Origin of the sequence: Leptolyngbya sp. AN10, from assembly GCF_050565645.1 — a bacterium.
Taxonomy (GTDB): domain Bacteria; phylum Cyanobacteriota; class Cyanobacteriia; order Leptolyngbyales; family Leptolyngbyaceae; genus Leptolyngbya.
On sequence record NZ_JBNXVP010000012.1, the window covers coordinates 1 to 21,477 of the forward strand.

A 21,477-nucleotide genomic window follows, 5' to 3' on the forward strand; every position below is an offset into this window, starting at 1 on the left:
GGAGCCATGACGGTTTCGGAGGGTTGGGCGAAAAGTCGTCACAAGTATGCAGGCAAAGACTTCAAAATCCTGGATGATGAATCTGTGGAATGTCCTGATGGGCATCGCATGTACCGCCGTGAAATTCGCTATACACGTCGGGGCGATATGCAAATGCTGTTTAGTATGAATCCGCGCATTTGTGCCAATTGTCCCGTGAAGCAACATTGTCTGTCCGAAGATTCCAAAAACACCAATGGCAGAAGAATTTCGGTGATGCGAACGAAGCTGCCTCCGGTTCCGACGGTTGCATTAGAACCTGAGATTACGATCATTGCTCAAGCTCCGATACAGACCGTACAGGGGACCCAAGCTTTGATCTGGACAGACATTCCAGCCACTCTACTGCGGCGAGAAATTCGACAACACTTGAGGCGACACCAAACTCGAATTGAACACCGCGAGTCAACCATTCAGACTATCGAATCCGCGATCTCCTGCTTGACTCGCAGCCAACGCGCTCATCGACGACTTGCTTGGGCAGAACGATTGAAACGAAATGCAGCCCGATCCAATACACGACAGATATCTGTTGAGATTTTTGGCGTGTCGCCCAGGTTGATTGATTTACTCAACCGTCTATCTGACAAGCGTTCTGAGTCCTCTTAATGCACTGGTTGCGTATCTCGTGGGGACAACACCAGTTAGCCGCCACGCTTCTCACGCTCAACCTTCTGGCATTCCTCTTTCACACCGTCTTGCACCTCGTTGATGACTCCTATCAGCAGATGCGGCTCAAGCGCGGAACCCGCAAGGACTTTTTCCAGGATATTCTCGCGCTGACCAAGTACCTCTGGTTTGAAAGCTGGCAACATCTCTTGGATTTCATGCGCTCTGACTCCCCACTTGCTCAAACGGGTGCGACCTCTACTTGATTTAGCGATTGATTCATGATATTACATCAGTAATGCGACTAAGAGAGGGAAGGATGGGTGCCCAGTTGCTAGGTCAATCCGGGACGCAGGTGACGATAGAAGTGACCATCGAACTGAGTCATTCCCTGCTGACAAGTGAAGAAACCATTCAGGCAAGCCTCAACGATGCAGGTCGTGTTGCAACCAAAGCCGCTCTTGAGTATTTGGACACCGATGGTTCTGCCATCGAGATTGCCGGAGAGGTGATGCGAACCAAAGGCAAGCAACCGAAAGCGTATCAAACTCCCTACGGAGAAGTGGTAATTGAACGCCATGTCTATCAGCGCTCTGGAGGAGGCAAGACGGATTGTCCATGAGAGTGAGCGTCCAGAATCATCATCACCTCGACTCCTATGTTTGCGAAACAAGTGTCCTCGAAACTTGCCTATGGTTCGGCACGAGAGGTGCAACGAGATCTTGATGAGAATCATCAACGTCCGGTCGCCGTTTCCTACATTCAACGAGTCAGTGAAGCGGTCGCCACGATCATTGAAGTGAAAGAAGAAAGCTGGAACTATGTTCCCCCTCAATTAGAAGTGGAAATTGCCAGTGTCGCCATCGGCTTAGATGGCACTGGTATGCTGTTGTGTGAAACGGGATGGAGAGAGGCAATGGTCGGAACCATCAGTCTTTATGACGCATCTGGAGAACGAGAACACACCATTTTCGGAGCCACCCCTGAATATAGCAAGACGAAGTTTCTAGAGCGGCTAGAGCGAGAAATTGCGCGCACGAAAGCTCGTTATCCCCAAGCCATCTATGTCGGGATTGCGGATGGGGCAGCCTCAAACTGGCAATTCCTCAAGCCCCATGTTCATGAACAAGTGCTGGATTTCTATCATGCCTCTGGTGATCTAGGTGCGGCGGCTATAGCACTCTATCCCACTGACTTAGCTCAGCAACGACACTGGCTTCAGCAGAATTGTCATCCTCTCAAACACGATCCAGGAGCCGCCGTCCAACTCTATCAACAGATGCTGGAGTTATCTCAATCCTCAGAACGCTCGAAGACGATTCAGGACAACTTGGCAGCAGCAGTGACCTACTTCCAAAATCATCACCATCAGATGGACTATGCCCTTTATCGAAGCAGAAACTATCCGATTGGTTCTGGAGTGACGGAAGCTACCTGCAAGACAGTGATTAAGCAACGCTTATGTTGTTCCGGGATGCGTTGGAAGGAGAAAGGAGCTGCCGCGATTCTGAGTTTGAGAGCCTTGGTCTTAACCTCAACTCGTTGGAATTAATTCTGGAATAAGCTGAATCAATACGGTTTCTCCATTACGCTCTAAGAGGGTGTTTGAAAAGTATAAAAAGCGGCTTTGCTGCGTTGCCAGTCCGCCCGGAAATGAATCTCCGGGCTAATGGAAGAAACCCCGCTGAAGCGGACTGGGAGAATCATTCGGAGTTCTTAGCCCAGTTTAGTGGGCTTCCCTGATTAGCCCGGAGATTCATTTCCGGGCGGGTGAATGCGATGAACGATTACTTTTCAAACACCCTCTAAGGGTATCAAATAGAGGTCGCGCCCGCTCAAACTGCCGATTCTTCCTAGTTTTTGAATTTAGAATTGCTGATTTTTTGTGCGATCGCTTTGTTCGCGTTCTCAGTTATGGTACTATTACTTTATACGGCTCAGTAGCTCAGTGGTTAGAGCAGGGGACTCATAAGCCCAAGGTCGCAAGTTCAAATCTCGCCTGAGCCATTCTATAATTCAATCCTGGTAAGGGTTTCAACCGATAGTCAAGATTCGGACTTATCGGGATTCGTATCGAAAATCTGAATTTTGACTATGAAATGACTACGCAAAAAGTTCTTTCATAGTCGGCATCATGGACAAGCAAAAACGATCGTCAAAAGGATCTGTAGGAGTTGAAACCTTCCAGAATCGGTTACGGCTACGCTTACCGCGTCAACTCTTTGACGGTAAGCAGAAATATTTAACGCTGGGACTTGAAGACACGATCGCGAATCGAAAAATCGCTGAAGCGAAAGCGAAGCAGATCGAATCTGATATCGTTCTAGAAAAATTTGATTACACGCTAGAAAAGTATCGACCAGATCACTCTAAATCCGTTAGTTCGGAAAAAGTGATCGATCTTTCCGAGTTGTGGAGTCGTTACACACAATTCAAATCGACTCAGGTAGAAAAGACAACGCTGATCCGAGATTATGGCAAAATCGAGAAACGAATTCGCAAGTTTCCCAAGCGGGATTTAGATTCTGCCGTCATTATTCGGGATTATTTGCTTAAGACCTATTCCGCTGAAATTGCTAAGCGAACGCTAAAAGAGCTTAACGCTTGCTGTAATTGGGCTGTGCGCTCCAAATTAATCGACTCTAATCCGTTCCTCGGAATGGTCAGAGAAATCAGAACTAAGAAATCAAGCAATTCCTCAAGAACACCCTTCGCTAGAAAAGAGAGCGAAGCGATCATCCAGGCTTTCGAGAATAACACTTACTGTTCTCGATTTGCGCCATTGAAGCACTCCTATTACGTACCCTATGTAAGATTCCTTTTTCTAACGGGTTGTCGTCCAGAAGAAGCGATCGCGCTGAAGTGGAAACATATTCAAGGTAACGAGATTATCTTCTGTGAGGCTGTAGCAACCGATTTGCGAATTAGGAAGGACACAAAAACACACGAGTCCAGGTCTTTCCCGATCAACGCTCAACTAAGAGAGTTGCTAGAAAATGTCAAACCTATGGGTATTGATGCAGAAGCTTTAGTGTTTCCAGCTAGGGGCAATAAGGAGATCGACGCTCATAATTTTCTGAATCGGACATGGAAGCCGATCGTTGAACGTCTTGTCGAAGACGGGAAAGTGAAGCAATATCTTCCCCAGTACAATTGTCGTCACACATTCATTACGCTGTGTCTAGAAGCGGGTGTTAGCGTTGTTCAAGTTGCAAAATGGGTAGGAAACAGCCCAGAGGTGATCATGAAACACTATGCAGGGATCATCAAGAACGTTGAAGTTCCAGAGTTCTAAATGGCTACATCAGTTTGAATCTGTTTCGGCACGTCCAGGGTGTTGGTCGTGTCGATTTCTGTAACTGCACGACACGATCAACAGGATTTCACTTCGGACAGCTACTAGCCCATAAACTGCATGAGAAAGATTCGTATATTGCTAGTGAGCGAAATAAAAAACCGTAAAATCCCTGATTTTCTTCAAGGGTAGAACTGCGACAATAGGAAATATAGCGTGTTATCGCGCTTTCTTCAGAGTTGTCGGGGATATAGCAGAAAGCTTTTTCTTGTTGTTATCCGACAAACTTATTTAGAAACGTCAGCAACAAATAATTTTGTCGGTACGGCTTCTGCTAATACGACACGTTTCTAGGACAGCACTATTTTGTAAAGGGTAAGGAAAAGTAGATCAGTCGATAAGGGCAATCCTGCGGCGTTTGATCTACCGCTATTTTCCCTAAACTTCTTCAGAATTAACGCTGTCATTTCTCTACAAGGGAAACGTATGTCAACATCCAAGAGGTACATAGCTACTGTTTGTTTCACGGATTGAACGAAAAAAGCTTGAGCTTTTCAATGCAAGTTACCTTTTCTGGTTTGGCAGTCCATCAAAGCCGATTCCAGGAGTTAATAGGCGTGTGAAAGACTCATTTCTTTCAAGGTGAAAGGGCTGTTAGTTTAATAGCTGGTGGTTCTGTTCATCCGACTTCTCTCAAACGTATCGCTCTGAAAATTAACGTCTGTGCGTCGCTATGACTGAGTTAAGCATGGATGAGAGTTTCTAGCGATCTAATTCGGTTGAGTCTAGTTCGATTCATTATCTAGATTCGGCTGAATTATTTAACGCATTAACAGCACACGGATCATGTTTTACAGCATGGTCTAGTTTCCCATTAACTTGAGGTACGTGATGAAGACCGAAAACACTACGAATTGGCTCGATTTTCACTTTCAAGACAGATTCTCTCTACACGAAGATACCCAAAGTATCTATTTCAACTTAGAACCCTTTGATGTCAATGAGGTTCAGGAGTTCGCTTTCGAGGTGCTAGGAACATGGATGGACGATGAGTCTATCCATGAAATTGCTCGTTGCTACGCAGCTAAGAATACTTACGCATCGCTCGAAGAGGAACTTAAAGCAGCGATCGCGGACTGGTATAGTTGATGAACTAAATCGCAAGCTTCATCGGGTCTCGCAACTTGACTCAATCAATCGGTAGTTGAGGGGCGCGTATGATCCGATGGAGCTACAAGAAGTGTTTTCTACAGCTTTGATTAGTTGCATCGACAATTTTCGTAACTGCAATCCTCTTTCTCAAAGATCGTTAGAAAACGATTAAAGGCATCTTTGTGATCTTGATAGTTCAACACTTTGATCACTGCGTTGTCCATGACAGGCAAAATTCTGTCTGTCCACTCTTCTGCTTGTAAACTCAGCGCTTAATTTACACGTCTTGTAGGGAACTGAGAAGCGTTTTATAACGCCTCGCATTTTCTCATGCCCTACTGACTTGTAAACAGAAGTGCTTAATTCTTTATGCAAACAATCCAGGATTTTCAAGATGGAAAATTACAACACCGCTCTACAGACCGAAACAAATTTCTCCAACGCTCTTACGAAGAGCGACAGTGACAACGTTGCTCAACCTACTCCCTCTTTGTTGTCACTAGAATCATCTGCTGTTGGATCTCCTCAAAAGCTTAAAGTGGGACATCGTTTATCAGACCTAGTACTGAATGATGTTTCAGTTGATTACGTTGCTGGTATGTTTCCGAGAGGTAAAGTTTCTGCATTAATTGGAGAATCAGGTAAGGGCAAAAGCTGGGTACTTCCAGCAGCGGCTCTGACGATCACCGCAGGTAAGGAATTCTTACCCACGGACAACTACGATTTGAAAAGCGATCGCAAAGTTTTAATCGTTGACACTGAAGGACGGATTACAGCTTATGCAGGAAGAATCCAAGCACTAGGAGGAACGTTAGAAAATTTTATCGTTCCTGCCCTAGCATCAAGAATCTTGGGATTCAATTCAACTGATCGAAAATTGATCGAGAGCGTGATCGAGGAGAATCAACCCGATTTTGTCATCTTTGACAGCTTCGCTGGATTCAGTGAAGTCGATGAAAACAGCTATGCTGTTGTACCTTGTCTAAAGTGGTTTATCGAGATTGCTGCGAAATACTGTGTAGCAGTTACTTTCACGCAGTTAGCAAATAAATCTGAGTTGAAGGACGGTAGATTGACAATGAAATCTATTCGAGGGTTTAGTGGTATCCCTCAATTTCCAGAGATCATTTGGGCGATCGATACGCCCGACAATTCTGATGAGCGAAAGAAGCGGATTTATCAGATCAAGAACAACATTGAGCAAAAGGATAATGACGACTATATCTTTACCTTGGATCAATCCGTCATTACTTTTACTGGCGAGAAGATTGAAGATCGGAAAACAAAAAAAGCGAAAAGATTGGAGGTTTTGAAAGCAAACCCGAACGCTTCCGATAGTGAAGTTGCTCAATTGATTCGCGAACAGCATGAACCCGATGCTAAGCTAAACAGTCTAGCTCAATGGGTGAGAAGGGAACGAAAGTAAAAATCTAGATGTGCAAGTTAGTGACAACAATTAGAGGCGAGAGCATCTAATGTTGTCACTAACTATCTAGTTTGTGCTGCATACCGATGTGAACTGTTTTTTCTCAAATCTCGATCAAGGGCTACCGATTTTCTAACTGTCTTTTTTCATTCGGAGTCCCGTTTCCTCGTATGAAGATTCTGTTCCATCGAAGCAGGTTAGCTTAACCTGCTTCGTAGATACTTTTTCCTCGTCCTGAGTAGGATTCGTAGATGTGTTGGTAGACCTCATCGCATTTCTGTTGGTACATCTCAGCCGAGTAACTTTCTGGAAGTCGATCGAGGATTTCCTTAATCGTTACCTCGACTGCGGCTTTCGTCTGTTGACGCTTCCGCCAGTCGAGAACTAACTTCTCTCGCTTCGAGGTTTGTAGAAGTGCTTTCGCAAATTGTTTTACGTCTTTCTCTTCTTGAGATGTGAGCGCGAGATCCGGCTTCGTGAGTAGATCGAAGACCGCAAGTTCTTCTTCGCTGAGATTTTGCGCGATCGCTCCTTTATCCTACGCCTCTGAGGTTTGGGCGAATTGGATCAGATCTCGGAAGAAGCCTTCTACATTGCTCGATCCTGAGTTGTAATTCTCGATCATGCGCTGGAAGGTTTCGAGATAGTTCAGACGGGTGCGATTTAGTTGCACCATCTGTTGAAGCTTACGCTGGAGTGTTCCTTTGAGCTTTTCGGTTTCGGTGCGTTTGTAGCCTGTGTTGAATTTTGCTGCGAGTTGATCGAAGTCGAGTTGAGTGAGGTCGATCCGCTGGTTAGACGATGAGATCACAAATTCTCCAGCGGTGATCGATTCGTCGAGTAGACCGCTGACTTCATCCATGACATCGGAAACATCGACATCTGGATCTAAGGATCGGATCTTGTCGGACAGTCGCGCTAGAAGAAATTGAGTTGCGAAGAATTCGTTTGCAGCCGGATCAGGCAGGATCGCTTTGTAGAGTCGATTCACAAATCCGACTAGGGAGAAGAACGTGAGTTTAGAATCTTCGGTGAACTAAAATCGCTTCAACGGCTTCATCCCATAATCGAGCGAGTCATCGAAAAACCTCACCAATTATCAGACATTTTGTAACCGAAGCAGCCTACTTTAAGGAGATTTTAGGGGAATATCAGCAAAACCTTCTTTTTTCTAACGCTTTCAAGATTCGGATTAGGGATGGCTTGCTAGTATCGTCAAGCGAGTTCTAGCAAGCGCATAAAACAAAGGATTACACTCCGCTCTCAATCAAAACTGCCAGCATCGCGAATGTCTCCTCACAGGATGATCCGGCAGTTCCGCTTGCTGTTGCATCTAGAGCTTGTTGCAAGAAGCCCATGTTGTCAAACTCTCGACCTGCTTTGAATAGTCTTTCAGTCATAGCAGCACTCATGTCTGCAATATGTCTAGAATTGCTTGAACAGCGATCGCCCAAAGTATCCAGCACAGGCGTATAGCTATCAGTAGGATACGTATGTCCAAAGCGAACCGAATCAATCTTACTGAGCGCTTGTTCAGGAGTCATGCTTGCAGCATAAGCTCCTGGTTGAAAGCTGATAAAGCTTACTAGAGCAATCAACATCACAACTAAAGCTTTAAGCATTTTGTTGCTTCCAATCCCAATCATAAAAGCTCCTCAAAGGTACTGCTTGAGGGTTCCCTAATCTTCCCAAGGACTTATTAGAGATCGAAGAAGAGCTTGTTATTGCTTACTGTTAGATTGATTGCGAATGTTTGTTGCTTTAGCTGAGGATTTTGATGAAACGGCTGGAATCTTTGTGCAATCACCGTTCACACACACTTGCTCTTCGACTTCACCGGATGGGCTTGTCTTCGTTACTTTACCGCTCAACTTACTGTTCGCAAATTCTCCCTTCCACCTTTCGCCCGTTGGTAACATCAGTACCCCCTTACCGTGAAACTGATTTCCCCGATGCTCACCTTTGTACTGAGTGCGATCAAGAAAGATCGTTACTCCTTCACCGTAAGGTTCACCATCTTTGAAGGTTCCTTCGTAAACAGTTCCATCCGCGAATTGCAGAATCCCTTGTCCGTTTTTCTTTCCGTTCGCGAAACTGCCTTCATACCGAGAGTTGCTGTCATGCAGTACCCCTCGTCCAGTAGTCAGCACATTCTCTCTGAATTCGCCTTCAAGTTTGCTACCGTTTGAATGCGTCCAAACCCCTTTGCCGTTAGCTTTACCGTTCGCGCTTTCCCCAGAAAAACTTCCACCATCGAACTCTACGCCTGATTTTGATGCAAGTGCTGATACAGCTTGCTGGTTAGGTTTAAGCAGAATTCTATCAACCATGAACGGCATAGCTGCAAACAATGCAGAAACCGCTAGAACAGGAGTAGCCGCATAAATTACTTCCTGTTGAGTTAACCGAAGCCCTTTAACCCAAATACCCGCTCGAAGCGAATCCCATCGTGCATTCCAAGGTTGTTTGAGTGCTAAGTATGAAAGACAACGACCATGATACGCGCTTCTCCGAATATCTCGATCCGAACTGCCGCGAGATAAACCCAGTGCTTTCGAGTAGTCAGAAACTGCATTTCGATATTTCTTCAGAGCATGACAAACTCTAGCACGTCCAAGATAGCCTTCAGGATAGTTATCGTTAAGCTTGATCGCCTGATTGAAGTCTTGAAACGCTTCCTCTAACTTTCCTTTAAGCAAGTAGATGTTACCACGCGCTAAATAGCTCAGACTGTATATTGAACACACCTCGATCGCACGACTAAAATCCGCTAATGCGTCTTCAATACGGTTGATTGCGGCGAATGCCATACCCCTTTTGAAGTAATTCTCGCCGCTATGGATACCTAGCTGAGACAGAGTAGTGTAATCTGCGATCGCGCCTTTGTAGTTTGCTTGTGAATATAAAATATCCGCACGTTTTTGATACGCTTCATTATGGGAGGAGTCAAGAGCAATGACTTGATTGAAGTCATGAACTGCATGATCGAGCGCCCGTAGCTTCATGAAGCTGCATCCACGCGCATAGAAGCCTATAGTGCATTGTTTATCTTTATTGACTGCTTTTGAGAAATTAGCAATAGCTGATTTGTAATAGACCTCCTGCACGAATCAAATTGGATGAGCAAGCTCATAGTTCAGCAAGCCTGCGATCAAGTTGAACCGTAGCCCAAATCGCCTGCGACGGTTACGGTAGCGCTCCGATAAGATGCGAAAAATCTTCAACTTGCGAAAGGTATGCTCCACCGTGATACGAACTTGCGCTAATTGTCGATTAAACTGACGTTCTTGCTTGGAGAGCGGACGCTTGCGCGATTTTTTGTAGGGCGTACAACTGTAAGCATGAAGTCTGGCGATGCCTTGATAGCCTCGGTCTGCCACCCAGAGTTGCTCAAGTTGGGTCGGCAACTGCGAGTCCTTGAACAAGCGGAAATCATGCTTGCGCCCTTTGCCAAATGCGGTGCAGACAATTTGACCGCTGAAATAGTCTACGACGACTTGCGCTTTTAGTGTGTGCCATTTTTGCTTACCACTGTAGTAAGGTCGCTGTTTTTTTTTGGACGTTCAATCGGACTTTCGCTGACATCAACTAACAGGAGGTTCCACCCTGCATCAGGCGAGTGCAGCGCCTTCTTGCCCGGAAGCCGAAATTCGCCCGACCGAATCAAACTGTTCTCAACTTTCCGCACAATGCGCCCCACGGTCGTTTCATGAATCCCCCAACTTTGTCCGATGTGGAACTGAGTCCGATACTCGCGCCAATATTCCATCGCAATCAAGAGTTGATCTTCGACTCCAAACTTGCCTTGTCCGCCTCGTTTGCCTTTTCGGATCAGCTTGGGTTTGAGAATTTCAACCATTTTCTCGAAGGTTTCACGCTTCACTCCGCACTTGCGTTTGAACGATTTTGGTGGCAGGTGTTGAATGCGATCGTACATTTGATCAGTCTCCTGAGTGGCATCTAGTCCTCTTTTCAGGAGTTCAAATCTGTGATCAGGATTCGTGCAGGAGGTCTAATCTTGTTCGTCGTAACTCTTCCATCCTTTTTCTAAAAACGTTTCAACCGGGGTGAGCGATTCACCAACTTTCATTCCTAGCCAAAATAGCCCCCCGATCGCTAACGTTTCCAGACTGTCTATCTGTCCATCGTTCATCAAACTACCAGCAACCCCAATACCTCCACCAACGGCTGCACCAATTCGTCCTTCATTCGATGTATTGATAAACTCATTTCCAAGATAAAGTCCCATCACTATGAGTGCTTTATAATGCAGTTTGCTCCATAAAAGCTCTCCAAATTGCTCAATCTGAATTCCATAGTCTACAGGTAGCGCTTGAGAATCTTCTAGATAAATCAACTCTGGAGATGAATCGCTTATCAATTGCTCATGTCCAGCAGTTGTTGTCTCAAATTGACTATAACGAGCTTCCTCGCGTTGTAATATTTCCTGCAAATCTTGAGCGCTGTTATTTAGATCAACTAGCTCTTGGTCTGTAAAATCGCCCCCCTCACCATCTCGATAGCGTCCCCGATCTCCTGGATAAAATCCTTGCTCTCTAAGTTCAGCTTTCCGAGCCTCAATCTGACCACGAATAGCATCTAGTTTTGCTTTGTAGCTTCCTCGATAGTCAACCATTCATCCCTCTTATGTTCATTCTTAGCTCTGCTATTTGCAAAATGCTCAAGTCTGCAATCCAACTTATTCACAAGGAGAATCTTTGCTTTTAATTTCTCTGAACTTTCCAAGTCGTAACGAAAGAGAACGCTATTGTTTTCTAGCGACATCTGTTGTTATATTCGCTTTCAAGCTCTCTCGCCCGTCCGTCTAAATTTTCAACTCTTGCTCCTGCTTGAGCCGTTTCTGCTGATTGTCTAAACCCCAGACTAGGATTACGCGCTCCTCTCTCAATATCTGTTACCTGAGATAAAGCCAAGTCTTCCCTAGCCCGAAGAACTTGATTCTGCGTATATCTGAGAAGATTCTTCAATTGGTTACAGCTTTTACTTGCTCTAGCATCTGTGTCTGACTTAGCATTGTCAGGCTGAGCAACGGAGACAATAACAGTTGGAATTTCAGCTTTAGAATTAGCGACTATACCAGCGCGTGTCTTAACAGCAGCGAGATTCGTCTGATACTCAGCTATTTTGAGTTTTGCATCTTTGTAGTTCGGGCTAGAAGTTGACACCTGTTTCATCAGCTTGATTGCTTGCTGCCACCGATCAGCAGACAAGTCCAAATCATCTTTTGATTGAGCAGATTGACTAATAGTTTTCGCACTGTGAGCTTTATCTAACGCCTCTTGATAGGTTTCAGCTTTATTTGAATCAGCCCTCGGTGCATTAGAAGAAGTAGGTGATGGTTCAGCGGTTGCTTGCTTAGGTACAGCAGTGTTCACATTAGCTTGAGAAGTTGATTCTTTTTCAGCAGATTTTCGGGCAGAACTGTTCACGCAGCCTGTGTTTAACAGAGCTAAGTTAACTGCGAGAATAGCGATCGCAAGCTTGGAAATGTAGGGCTGCAACATGAATCATCTTCCTATGTAGCTATTCCTAGATTTCCCTAAGCTTTACATTCGCTAACAATTCGCGATCCTACAATTTTCTAACGTCTTTCCGGCAGTTGTCGGAGTCCCGTTTCCTTAACGTCTCTAACAACCATGTTTCCTTAGAAGGGTGATTAATTGATCGAGATATTCCGGATCAGAACGCTAACAACCTCTCCAGTTTGCCCTAGAGAACCTGCGATCTGTGGTTTGCTCCATTGTCCCGCTTCTGCATATCCCAGCGTATGCAACAGGTGAATCGTTCTCCTTACGGCTTTCGGTGAACCGACAAGTAAATGTTTGATCTGTTCTCGATCTGATGCCAAACACTGATCCTCATCAGGCGAATCATTCCTGTTTTCTGACGGTAAAAACTCTTCCATGTTCAGTACTCGATACAAGTTGATATTGATTCTAGTACCTTGCGTACCTTTTGTACCGTACAATAGGAGTTTCGATTCGTAACATTTTATGATCGGAGTCTTGATGTAATGGTTGATCAATTTGTGTCTGAAAAACGACCGGGACAAGAATATCTAGGCTTCTATCTGCCTGAAGGCAAGAGAGAGTTATTTAGGGAATATTGTCAGTTTGTCGATAGCAGCATGAAAGACGAACTGGAGCAATTTATCGATCGTTGTATTTCTGATCCCAAGTTTCGACAGTATTTAGAGATGAAGCGGAAATTGCAGCAAGGAGAATAAGTCTTCAGTTAGGGGAGTTTTCAGCCTTGCCCATATTCATGCAAGCCCTATAGAACTCTTTTTCTAACGTCCTCAGTTAAAGCCTGCGATGACTGGATATAGGGTCATCCGGTGAGAAGCGGGTGATACTGAAATGGGTATAAGTGAGATTGTGCTATCGCTTCGTAAGGATCAATCTGCAATATAGGGGATAAAAGCAGCGTAGAATTTGAGTCAGTCTTCGAGTAAACGGTAAAAACACAAACTGTTTGAGATCAATTTGTACCAAATCAAACAATTTTATCTTTAACTGTTTGATCTTGTATATTAGAAAGAAATGACAAATTCAGAATGGAAAAATCAGGGAACAACGATCGCTATTTTCAGTAAGAAGAAAGGAGAATGGGAATATTCTACTTTCGACAATTGGGAAAAAGCGCGAGAAGCTGTCAATGCAGCTAGAAGAGAAGGTAAAGCAGCAGTTTTTCATGATGGTGCGACTCCACCAGAACCGCCAGAAATAATCAGGTAGAAAAATTAGAAAATAGGGTATTTGTGCTTGATATTTAGCTAAATGTATCGGAACCTAAAACAGTGGTGATTTGTTGAATGCTTGCTGTATCTTGCTTTTCTTGATGGATCAGGCGGGATTTGAATTTAAGAGCTTGGGCGTAGTTGACTATGGATTGACTATGAGCGATAATATAGAAAGGTTGAAATGCTTACCAGGCTCAGTAGCTCAGTGGTTAGAGCAGGGGACTCATAAGCCCAAGGTCGCAAGTTCAAATCTCGCCTGAGCCATAGCTTTCAGACATTCAGAACTATAAATATGGGGTAGAAGAAAAACCTTCTACCCCATCAAAATTCTGGTAAGTCAATGTTTGGCTTTCTCGCTGCATAGTGGCGATAAATGACATCTGGTGAATTTCCCACTAACGCGGCAACGTCTTTCACCTCGATGCCCGTTTCGAGAGCCAGCGTGATGAAGGTATGCCGACAGTGTTTCATCGGTAAGTATTCGCGAATCTGCGACTCATCGACTAATTCTTCAAGCACTGGTCTCCAGGTGCGGTTGAGAACGTTGTGAGAGTCGATCGCAACGCCACCGGGTGAAATGAAGACGAACGAATCAGACCGATCGAGACTTTTCAACAGTCGCACTAATCGACCGTTGCATTTGAATTCTCGAATTCTGTGAGTTTTGATATCTCCCAGGATGCGAGTGTCCGCTGGAAGTGCCTCTCGGAACGTTACAGCGGAGCAATCTTTCGCTACATTTCGCCAGTGGAGGGCATTCGCTTCTTCTAACCTGCATCCCGTCCAAAATAAGAACTGGAAATAGGGCAGATAAAACGAGTGTTTCCAATGGCTGTATTTATTCACATACAGATTTGATGCGATCGCATCTTGAACGCGATCGCGTTCATCAGCAGTGAAGGCGCGTCGATCGTGATTGTTGGCTTTCTTACGAAAGTCTTTATCCAATCCCTCGAACGGATTCGCCGCTAGGTAGCGCGATCGCACTGCCCAACCGCAACAGGCAGAGAATTTTTGCATCATGCGACGGCACGTTTCGGTCGAGTAGCGTCTCATGGTCCAGTCCCGAATTGCGATTTCATCGGGCAACTGGGGCATGAGCGCGATCCGCTTGGAAATTTTCCCGTAATCGCGCTTCATCGTGGATTTTTCCAACTGGTGAGACTGAAACTCAGTGAACGCAAGCCAAATCTGGAGTAATTCGTAGGAGTTGATGCTACGCCGTCGCATAGCCCGCTATACGCGCCGCAAATCAACCAGCGGGATAGTTTGGCTCACCATCCAATTGGAATGTTTGACGATCGCTTTGTCGGTCTGCAAATCAAGAATTTCTAATCGACGGTTTCCACAAAGGACGCTAGTCGGTTTGTCCGCTCCGATATAACGAACCGAATCCCCCACTTTTAGCGGTGTCAATAAAGTGTCGGACCTGTGTGACAGTTGGCTATCTTGTCCTAACAATGGGTTTTGGCTGTTAGGACATACAACGCTTACGGGGTCTGGTTTACAGCTTTGTCCTAACAGATTAGGAGAGTGAGGCAAAAAGTGATCATTTTCAGAAAAGTGATCAAGCTTCGCATCCGGAGCAATTTGCTTCGCGCTCGTAGCGTGATCACTTTTCGGGGAATTGATCACTTTTTCAGGCGGATTCTCTTCTAAGTTATTTTTGTTAGGACAAGCTGTATTGCTTGTGGCATCTGGATTTGGCTGTCCTAACAGCACATTGAGTTGTTGGGACAAGTTAGCACTACGCTTGTAATGTGCCAGTTGGCGACCCGTTCCGCCTATTTTTTCGACCATATCTTCACGCTGAAGACGATGCAAAATAGTACAAACAGACCCCGCGTTGAAATTTAATTCAGTGGCAATTTCTTGAATCGTTGCCTCTCCGATTAAGTTGAGATGATCGAGAATTTGCTGTTTCATATCGCCATCGACTCGCGGGTTCCAATTGCCTAATAATTTCCATTCGAGAGAGTCTGGATGAATGCGGACATTCAGATCGAGTCGATCGCTCCATCCGTTCTCGCTGATGAGGCGATACGAGTGTTCACCTGGGAGCATGACCATCGCACCCCGGCAAGTGGAGCGAATCGAGGAATTTCCCCGCAATAGTTTGAACGGGTCATCGTCTTTCTCTAGGGTGGCTTCGGACAAATGGTGAGTCAGAAGAACGCAGACCCCCATATCCCGCGCAAGCTGCTGAAGGGGTTCGAGAATCCGTCCCATTTCAGAACTGCTTTCCTTGGCATTGTCATTTCTGACGCGGCTCAGGGTGTCGAGAACGAGTAGTCGCACGTCTCCGAGTTCTTCGATCAGTTCTCTCATGTCGTCGAGTTCTGAGAGTTTGAATTCATCGAACCAGTAGACGGGCAAATCGTAGCCCCACTGCTCCCAACCTTGGGCAGTCTGACGATATTTCACTTTGGTTTCACCGTCTTCGCAGTTGACGTAAATTACAGACCCTTGGGTGACAGGTCGATCGAGAAAAGTTCCACCCGTGGCGATCGCTTTGGCTAGAGTCAAACAAAACAGCGATTTTCCGGTTCGTGGCGGTGTTCCCAGGATGAAGAGTTCATTCGGAGTGAGCAAGTCCGGAACAAGCCAGTCGATATAATCTGCGGCGCGAGCGATGAGGTCAATATTCTTGACCATTCGCGCTCGTAGCGGGTTTTCTCGTCGTTTCGGTGGCTCTGGTTGAAGGGGAAGTGATTCGGCAGCCGCTTTTTTGAAGTCGTCTAACTGGTAGCCAGAATCGATCGCATTCGAGACATCCCATCCTTTAATCTCGCAGTCGCTACTCATTGGGACTTGGGCAATTCGAGCGCGATCTCCCAATGCTTTGGCAACTTTCTTGGCTCCAATTTCACCGGGGCGATCGCCGTTCTTCAGTGGGGCATCGTTGCGATCGTAAAAGATGACGACTTCACCCGGCAGTAAGTTGAGTTGATCGGATGAAGGGACGTTTCCCGCGCCACTGGTGAAGGATGCACAGGCAATCTCTGAGTCTGCATTTCTGAGCAGTTCACCCAATCGAATCGCGTCCCATTCACCCTCACAGAGATAAGTTTGTTGGGCATTCGCAGGGAGCCAGGTGAAATAAACGCTGTTGGGGATGCCGTACTGAGACCACGGCTTGTACCCTTCGGGCTGATTTTCTGCGGTGAGCCAGGGCGCGACTCGTTTCTTTTGGTAGAACTGAGTGCCGTCAGCATTGGCGGGAACGGGAATCGTGATCGACGGTAAATGCTGCTGATTGTTGACTTTAGTGCGTCCAATGCCGATCGAGTGCCGTTGGATTAAGCCGTCTGTGATGCCGCGATCGTGTAGCCACTTGCGGGGGAATGAATCGGTCGGAAGGTTCAACAGGCGATCGCAGGCTTCTTTCACCTTTTGGGGTGAAATGATGATGTTGGGTGTGGGCTTGGCGATCGCACTTGGAATCTGCCGGGGTTTCTCGGCTCCCAGTGCCGATCGAATTTCGTCAGATGTGCATCCCCGATGACATTTGTAAGCCCCATTCGGTGCAACAGAGAGGTTGCGCTTTCGATAATCCGCACCTTTGGCAGATGCACAACTCGGACAGATAGCGCGATTCTGAGCATCGAATTCAACGAAATTCCGGATATCGAATTGGACGGCGGGGTTATAGCTTGCTACCATTTTGTTCAGTTCCGTATTTTTGTTCGGTTACGTGTTTTCTCGCGTGTGAAACGTCCAACAAAGGCGTATTTGTTGGGTCAATAGATGGAAAATTCAAAAAGCAAAGCCCGGTAGAGAGACTTGTACCTCGCTCTACCGGGCTTTGTTGTTTCTACCAGCGGGTTTCGCGTGGTTTGAGGGATAAGAGAGCGGCAGTTCTGCCTTCGATTTTGGCTCCAGATCGAGTCCACTCCGGAGTCGAGTCGATCGCGGCTAACTCCCCAATAACGAGATGGAGCCGCGCAATTTCATGATTCGCCTGGATGAGTTGCTCAGTCAGAATAGCGACTGTATTTTCTAGCCGTCGAATTCGGTTTTGGTCTAAATCATTCATGAGTTACGGTTTCTCAGGGTGTTGATCAGGACGATCGACAATGCCAGCCGACCATCAGTCGTAAGCTGATCTGCCAGCAGAAGAAAATTGCGCGGCAAGCTTGGCAGTTTGACGAAGCAATCACGAGTGAGTAGGGCAGTGGAGAGGTTAACAAATCGATTGAGATGGGCGACTGACAAAACGGCGAGCGCTTCAGATTGCTCAAGCTCCGTTAGTTGCTCAAGTCGATCGCCAAATTCAAGCGCGATCGCATTCATGATGTCCGAATCACGAACGTCTGAGCAGTAATATCCAAGCGGTTTCGCTGAATTTGTTTGCATAAGCTATCCTCTGTGTAGATTCATGAATCTTTGAAAAAACAACATTTCCTCAACGCGATCGCAGCTTTCCACGGATGCGATCGCGCTTTTTATTTGTCGTGTCGGAGTTGTTCAGCCGTGGCATTGAGAAGCCCTAGCAGGGTGTCAGTCGAAAGAGTTTCGAGATGCAATAGGAGATCAGCCGAAAGTCTTTGAGGTGTTTTGTCAGGTCGATCCCAGATTTCTTGGGCGATCGCTCTAATCAAGCTGATTTTTTCTTCGGGGTTGAGATTTTGCAGTCGATCGCCGTACGTGACGGCAATTTCAGCGATCGTGTCTGAGTCCTCTGGGTCTGAGAGGTAATAGGCGATCGGTTTGGTCATGGCTTCATCTCCGTGACGAGTTGCGATCGCATTTCTTCAATCTGTTCGCGCGAGACGTTGTGAGCAAGCATTTCAGCGAGCGCAACCCCGATCGATTCGGGTGAGCCGTTGAGTCTGAAAGCGACGCTCACTGAGCTTGAATGGAGGCGATCGCGCAGTTGGTCGAGTAGATTTGTCGCCTCCTCGATGTCGGACAATCGAGAGAGCCAGCTTGCGAGTTCATAGAGTCGATCGAGAATTTGCTCATTGGTCATCGGGTTATCCTCATAGCAAAGGTTTTGATTAGCGCGATCGCTTTTCCCGGCAGAGGGAGCGATCGCGTTTTCTTTTGAACCGGATTCCTGTCGCCACTACCACAACTGGTAAGCAGAATCGAACGGGAATCCAAATTCGTTAGATCATTGGTTAGCCGCACGGGAAAGGACGGCTAATCACAACCCGCGCGGATGTCGTTGCGTAAGTCAGCTTACGGTAGACTTTTAGTATCTTACCGTAAGTCGGCTTTCGCGTAAGCTCAATTACGGTAAGATGTCAAAAGAGTCTTCGGGAAAGGCGCTTGTGGAACTTAGAAAAAAGGCTGGAGTAACTCAAAAAGCTGTAGCAGACGCTCTTGGAGTGACTGATCATACGGTTAGGAACTGGGAGAAGGGCAGGGAGGAACCACGCCTGTTCATCTGGCAGGTTAAAACCCTGTGCAGTCTGTATAAGTGCGAACTTGACGATCTTCCGGATCGATTTACACCCACAAACAAAAGCGCTGAAGCGTAGCTGTCATCTACACTTCAGCGCCATAGATCCATAAAAATTGATGGAGCAAGAACCATGAATATTTAGTTTCCACCGCAGGGGAGACGCGCTCCCCTTGCACCCGTCTAGCTACCAACTCACACGGGCATTCACATTATGCAAGTAATCTCAAAATTTGATTGATGAAATGGGCGATCGTGCTTTCTGCGTTGGAAAGTGCGATCGCCCAATTTTATTCCGGACAATTAGAACCCTTTGAATTATGCACGACGAACACCTTTACGCCCAGAACGCCCGTGACCATGCCGAGATTGCCGAATACTGGGCACGTCAGGCAAAGCGCTACGCCCACTCGATCGACTTGCCAGGAGCAATGACTTTATCGATCGCTATTTCACTGCTGATTTTCTCGCTCATTTTGACGATCGGAGGAATGCCCAATGCCCAATGCCGATAATGGAACGCCCAAAATTCTCATCGAAACTAGCTCACTGTTTGGAGATAAACGAGTCGAGCAGGTGAAAGTAGACTCGAACCGACTTGACCCGATCGCCACTGCCAAGACCCGATTGATCGATGCCCTCATTCACCCTTACTTCATTGATGCCGCTGGTGATGCGGTCTGTTGGGTCAGTGGAGTTATGTTTACAGTCCAAGTCGCCCGGTACACCGCATTTCTAGACATTTTCATTGTCCCCATTTCCCTCTTGCTGGTTGTGGCGGCTGCCGGAGCACTCTTCGCGCTGTTCACCATTCCTGAAGTTGCAGGAGCCATTATCTTTCGTGCAGTTCTCATTCTTATCGGCTTGGTTCTAGGAGAAAATCTATGACTCGTAGCCTTCACCCGTCCGAGCTTGCCCAGATCCTACAAAACCGCTTCATCGCTAAATCTGCCGCTGTCTCGGTACTCGTTCTATCGCTGATTCTGCTTGCAGGTGGAACGCGAGCGCAGTTTCCAGAATCGCGGATGTGGCTGTTTGGCTCATCGCTTGCTTGCGCCTTCCTTTCCCGTCAAATTCATCGGATTGCGATCGACGCTGAACGCCAATTCGACGACTCGAAAGACATCTCACTCACCAACTGGCAGAACCAATTATTTAAGCGAACCCGCGACGAACAGCTAACGCTCTCGATCGAACCCGCGACGAAAGAGCCAGAACGTCTACCGCTGTTTGATTGGACGCGATTGCAAGATGAAGATGAACATCCCGTCATTGCGATCGTCGCTCCAATGGGCGGTGGAAAATCCCGTTTAGCGAGATATCTCGCCAAGTATGCGATTTTTGACACACACCCTCAAATCACCGCACTTGATATCTATGCCCGTGATAGCGACTGGGAAAACGCAGCGGTGGAGTATGCCGCAATGCTGCAAGTGATGAAACAGGACCTAATCGAAATTGGCGATCGCATTCCCCGCTATCGCGCCAACGAATCGAACTTTGAGCCGAGATTTCGAGTTCTAGAGGAAGCCGTCGATACGCTTCCCAACATTCGCGCCCTGGGCAAAGACGCGGGTGAGATTGTCGATGACTGGCTACGCAAACACGTTTCAGTAGCGCGTAAGTTGAAATTCCGTCTCTGCCTCGTCTCGGTGAAACTGAACGGAACTTCTATCGGCATTGGAGCCGAATCGCGCGACGATTCCACGGTGATTTTTGCAGGCGCGAAGGGAGTCTCAAAAGCCATGACCGACATTCGCTATCTCAAACTCGGCACACAGCAAAATTCAGAATTGAGATCGCAGCTACAAGCCTCATTAGTTGGTGTGAAACGTCCAGCGATCGTGTTTGCGAATGGCGAATGGTATCCCGCATCAGTACCAGACTTAACCACGTCCGGTGATATTGTTGGAGCAATTTCTATTAGTGAACCAGACGAAGAAACCGATTCTATTGAATTGGTTCTAGATGAAGTTGAAGCACTTGCCGCTCGATTTCAAGGCACAAAGCAAAGCTGCACACCCGGAAATGTCCGCCGCTACATTCGCCTCTGTAAAAGCAATTCTGATGAGGAAATTATCGAATATTTCAAGCTGCTTGAAGAGAGCGGTAGAGGCTACCTCGACAACTCCGGCAAAGTCTCGAAATTCCGCCTAAATCCCGAAAATACTCAGAATTGAAAAATCTGTCGAGGTTGTCGGGGTTGCCTGTTTATCAAGCTTCTAGCTGTCGAGGTTCGTGTCGGGGTTCACCGAGGCTCGACACGAACCTCGACACCAACCTCGACACGTCGATCGCGCTCCTACACATGGAAAATCCCCGGTAACAAACTGCCGGGGATTATAATTTTTGAAACATTGTACTTTGCTCCAATTATGTCAGAACAAAACGAACCGGAAACAATTTCGAGCCTGTCTCAAGCGCTCACGCAGTTTATCGACTATACAGGACAAAACTTTCGCGACCATCGGGTTCAACTTGAATCACAGCAAGAGCAAATTAACTCACTCACTCAATTAACGCGACAGGTTGCAGAGGCTCAAGTCACTTTAATGGAATCTCAAACTCGACTCAGCGATCGCTTTGATCAGGTGCTAGAGCGGATTGATGAAATGCAATCTGAAATTCGCGGACTACAAACCGAGAATCGTCGCACTTTAGAATTGTTAGAGCGACGATTACCGCCTGAGCCTGAATCTTGAAGCCCTGCCTCGTACCGCAAGACTTCACACTCAAAAGCCCATTCTCTCGTTCGATCGTCTCATTGGGACTCACGAGAAAATGGG

The 21,477-nt window shown here is 46.6% G+C and carries 24 protein-coding genes, 2 tRNA genes and 2 pseudogenes; 15 read left to right on the forward strand and 13 right to left on the reverse strand.

The window, feature by feature from the left end; translation table 11 throughout:
- The 7 genes and pseudogenes from ACQ4M5_RS17785 to ACQ4M5_RS17815 form a co-directional block, all read left to right on the forward strand.
- Positions 1-648 (forward strand): hypothetical protein (locus ACQ4M5_RS17785; protein WP_430676996.1); only part of this gene is annotated, 648 nt, incomplete at its 5' end.
- Positions 648-914: a hypothetical protein gene (locus ACQ4M5_RS17790; protein ID WP_430677192.1), complete on the forward strand. Its 267-nt coding sequence runs from the start codon at positions 648-650 to the stop codon at positions 912-914. The genes ACQ4M5_RS17785 and ACQ4M5_RS17790, both read left to right, overlap by 1 nt.
- A gap of 53 nt (positions 915-967) precedes the next feature.
- A pseudogene (locus ACQ4M5_RS17795) lies at positions 968-2,200 on the forward strand (ISKra4 family transposase).
- Positions 2,201-2,582: 382 nt separating this feature from the next.
- Positions 2,583-2,655: transfer RNA gene (locus tag ACQ4M5_RS17800), tRNA-Met, on the forward strand.
- Positions 2,656-2,782: 127 nt separating this feature from the next.
- The gene (locus ACQ4M5_RS17805) at positions 2,783-3,943 is read left to right on the forward strand and encodes a tyrosine-type recombinase/integrase (RefSeq protein ID WP_430676997.1); all 1,161 of its coding nucleotides are present in this window, start codon (positions 2,783-2,785) and stop codon (positions 3,941-3,943) included.
- Positions 3,944-4,834: 891 nt separating this feature from the next.
- The gene (locus tag ACQ4M5_RS17810; RefSeq protein WP_430676998.1) at positions 4,835-5,092 is read left to right on the forward strand and encodes a hypothetical protein; all 258 of its coding nucleotides are present in this window, start codon (positions 4,835-4,837) and stop codon (positions 5,090-5,092) included.
- Positions 5,093-5,489: 397 nt separating this feature from the next.
- Complete coding sequence (locus tag ACQ4M5_RS17815) at positions 5,490-6,521, forward strand: AAA family ATPase (protein ID WP_430676999.1); 1,032 nt, start codon at positions 5,490-5,492, stop codon at positions 6,519-6,521.
- A gap of 202 nt (positions 6,522-6,723) precedes the next feature.
- Here ACQ4M5_RS17815 and ACQ4M5_RS17820 read toward each other — a convergent pair.
- The 7 genes and pseudogenes from ACQ4M5_RS17820 to ACQ4M5_RS17850 form a co-directional block, all read right to left on the reverse strand.
- A pseudogene (locus tag ACQ4M5_RS17820) lies at positions 6,724-7,539 on the reverse strand (type I restriction enzyme endonuclease domain-containing protein); the annotation flags it as partial.
- A gap of 232 nt (positions 7,540-7,771) precedes the next feature.
- On the reverse strand, positions 7,772-8,167 hold the full coding sequence (locus ACQ4M5_RS17825) for a hypothetical protein (protein ID WP_430677000.1): 396 nt from the start codon (positions 8,165-8,167) through the stop codon (positions 7,772-7,774).
- Between the two features lie 75 nt (positions 8,168-8,242).
- Entirely contained in the window at positions 8,243-9,628 is a 1,386-nt protein-coding gene (locus tag ACQ4M5_RS17830) for a tetratricopeptide repeat protein (RefSeq protein WP_430677002.1), read from the reverse strand.
- 3 nt (positions 9,629-9,631) lie between these two features.
- Positions 9,632-10,458 (reverse strand): IS5 family transposase gene (locus ACQ4M5_RS17835; protein WP_430674732.1). Its coding sequence is split into 2 segments (ribosomal slippage): positions 9,632-10,071 and positions 10,071-10,458, totalling 828 coding nucleotides; the frame shifts between segments, so codons are not numbered across the junction.
- A gap of 75 nt (positions 10,459-10,533) precedes the next feature.
- Positions 10,534-11,157 carry a hypothetical protein gene (locus tag ACQ4M5_RS17840; RefSeq protein WP_430677003.1) on the reverse strand — a complete coding sequence of 208 codons (624 nt, stop codon included), beginning with the start codon at positions 11,155-11,157 and terminating at the stop codon, positions 10,534-10,536.
- Positions 11,158-11,296: 139 nt separating this feature from the next.
- Positions 11,297-12,046 carry a hypothetical protein gene (locus ACQ4M5_RS17845; protein WP_430677004.1) on the reverse strand — a complete coding sequence of 250 codons (750 nt, stop codon included), beginning with the start codon at positions 12,044-12,046 and terminating at the stop codon, positions 11,297-11,299.
- 152 nt (positions 12,047-12,198) lie between these two features.
- Positions 12,199-12,447 carry a hypothetical protein gene (locus tag ACQ4M5_RS17850; protein ID WP_430677005.1) on the reverse strand — a complete coding sequence of 83 codons (249 nt, stop codon included), beginning with the start codon at positions 12,445-12,447 and terminating at the stop codon, positions 12,199-12,201.
- A gap of 108 nt (positions 12,448-12,555) precedes the next feature.
- On the opposite strand from ACQ4M5_RS17850, the gene ACQ4M5_RS17855 reads away from it, so the two are divergent.
- The 3 genes from ACQ4M5_RS17855 to ACQ4M5_RS17865 all read left to right on the forward strand — a co-directional run bounded on the left by ACQ4M5_RS17855 (position 12,556) and on the right by ACQ4M5_RS17865 (position 13,548).
- Positions 12,556-12,768, forward strand: coding sequence for a hypothetical protein (locus ACQ4M5_RS17855; protein WP_430677006.1), 213 nt, complete (start codon positions 12,556-12,558; stop codon positions 12,766-12,768).
- 316 nt (positions 12,769-13,084) lie between these two features.
- Entirely contained in the window at positions 13,085-13,279 is a 195-nt protein-coding gene (locus tag ACQ4M5_RS17860) for a hypothetical protein (RefSeq protein WP_430677007.1), read from the forward strand.
- Between the two features lie 196 nt (positions 13,280-13,475).
- Positions 13,476-13,548, forward strand: a tRNA-Met gene (locus tag ACQ4M5_RS17865).
- A gap of 57 nt (positions 13,549-13,605) precedes the next feature.
- Here the strand turns inward: ACQ4M5_RS17865 and ACQ4M5_RS17870 are convergent.
- The 6 genes from ACQ4M5_RS17870 to ACQ4M5_RS17895 form a co-directional block, all read right to left on the reverse strand.
- Complete coding sequence (locus tag ACQ4M5_RS17870; protein ID WP_430677008.1) at positions 13,606-14,424, reverse strand: site-specific integrase; 819 nt, start codon at positions 14,422-14,424, stop codon at positions 13,606-13,608.
- A gap of 96 nt (positions 14,425-14,520) precedes the next feature.
- Entirely contained in the window at positions 14,521-16,947 is a 2,427-nt protein-coding gene (locus ACQ4M5_RS17875; protein ID WP_430677009.1) for an AAA family ATPase, read from the reverse strand.
- A 151-nt stretch (positions 16,948-17,098) separates the two neighbouring features.
- Positions 17,099-17,320: a hypothetical protein gene (locus ACQ4M5_RS17880; RefSeq protein ID WP_430677010.1), complete on the reverse strand. Its 222-nt coding sequence runs from the start codon at positions 17,318-17,320 to the stop codon at positions 17,099-17,101.
- Entirely contained in the window at positions 17,317-17,640 is a 324-nt protein-coding gene (locus tag ACQ4M5_RS17885) for a hypothetical protein (protein ID WP_430677011.1), read from the reverse strand. Before ACQ4M5_RS17885 ends, ACQ4M5_RS17880 begins: the two co-directional genes overlap by 4 nt.
- Positions 17,641-17,729: 89 nt before the next feature.
- Positions 17,730-18,002 carry a hypothetical protein gene (locus ACQ4M5_RS17890; RefSeq protein ID WP_430677012.1) on the reverse strand — a complete coding sequence of 91 codons (273 nt, stop codon included), beginning with the start codon at positions 18,000-18,002 and terminating at the stop codon, positions 17,730-17,732.
- The gene (locus ACQ4M5_RS17895) at positions 17,999-18,256 is read right to left on the reverse strand and encodes a hypothetical protein (protein ID WP_430677013.1); all 258 of its coding nucleotides are present in this window, start codon (positions 18,254-18,256) and stop codon (positions 17,999-18,001) included. Before ACQ4M5_RS17895 ends, ACQ4M5_RS17890 begins: the two co-directional genes overlap by 4 nt.
- A 274-nt stretch (positions 18,257-18,530) precedes the next feature.
- Here ACQ4M5_RS17895 and ACQ4M5_RS17900 point away from each other — a divergent pair, with 274 nt between their 5' ends.
- From ACQ4M5_RS17900 to ACQ4M5_RS17920, 5 genes are all read left to right on the forward strand, one after another.
- Positions 18,531-18,770 carry a helix-turn-helix transcriptional regulator gene (locus ACQ4M5_RS17900; RefSeq protein WP_430677014.1) on the forward strand — a complete coding sequence of 80 codons (240 nt, stop codon included), beginning with the start codon at positions 18,531-18,533 and terminating at the stop codon, positions 18,768-18,770.
- 241 nt (positions 18,771-19,011) lie between these two features.
- Positions 19,012-19,206, forward strand: a complete 195-nt coding sequence (locus tag ACQ4M5_RS17905) for a hypothetical protein (protein WP_430677015.1) — start codon at positions 19,012-19,014, stop codon at positions 19,204-19,206.
- Complete coding sequence (locus ACQ4M5_RS17910) at positions 19,190-19,579, forward strand: hypothetical protein (RefSeq protein ID WP_430677016.1); 390 nt, start codon at positions 19,190-19,192, stop codon at positions 19,577-19,579. Before ACQ4M5_RS17905 ends, ACQ4M5_RS17910 begins: the two co-directional genes overlap by 17 nt.
- Entirely contained in the window at positions 19,576-20,871 is a 1,296-nt protein-coding gene (locus ACQ4M5_RS17915; protein ID WP_430677017.1) for a hypothetical protein, read from the forward strand. The genes ACQ4M5_RS17910 and ACQ4M5_RS17915 overlap by 4 nt, the downstream gene beginning before the upstream one ends.
- Before the next feature lie 195 nt (positions 20,872-21,066).
- Positions 21,067-21,393 carry a hypothetical protein gene (locus ACQ4M5_RS17920; RefSeq protein WP_430677018.1) on the forward strand — a complete coding sequence of 109 codons (327 nt, stop codon included), beginning with the start codon at positions 21,067-21,069 and terminating at the stop codon, positions 21,391-21,393.
- Positions 21,394-21,477: the final 84 nt, after the last annotated feature.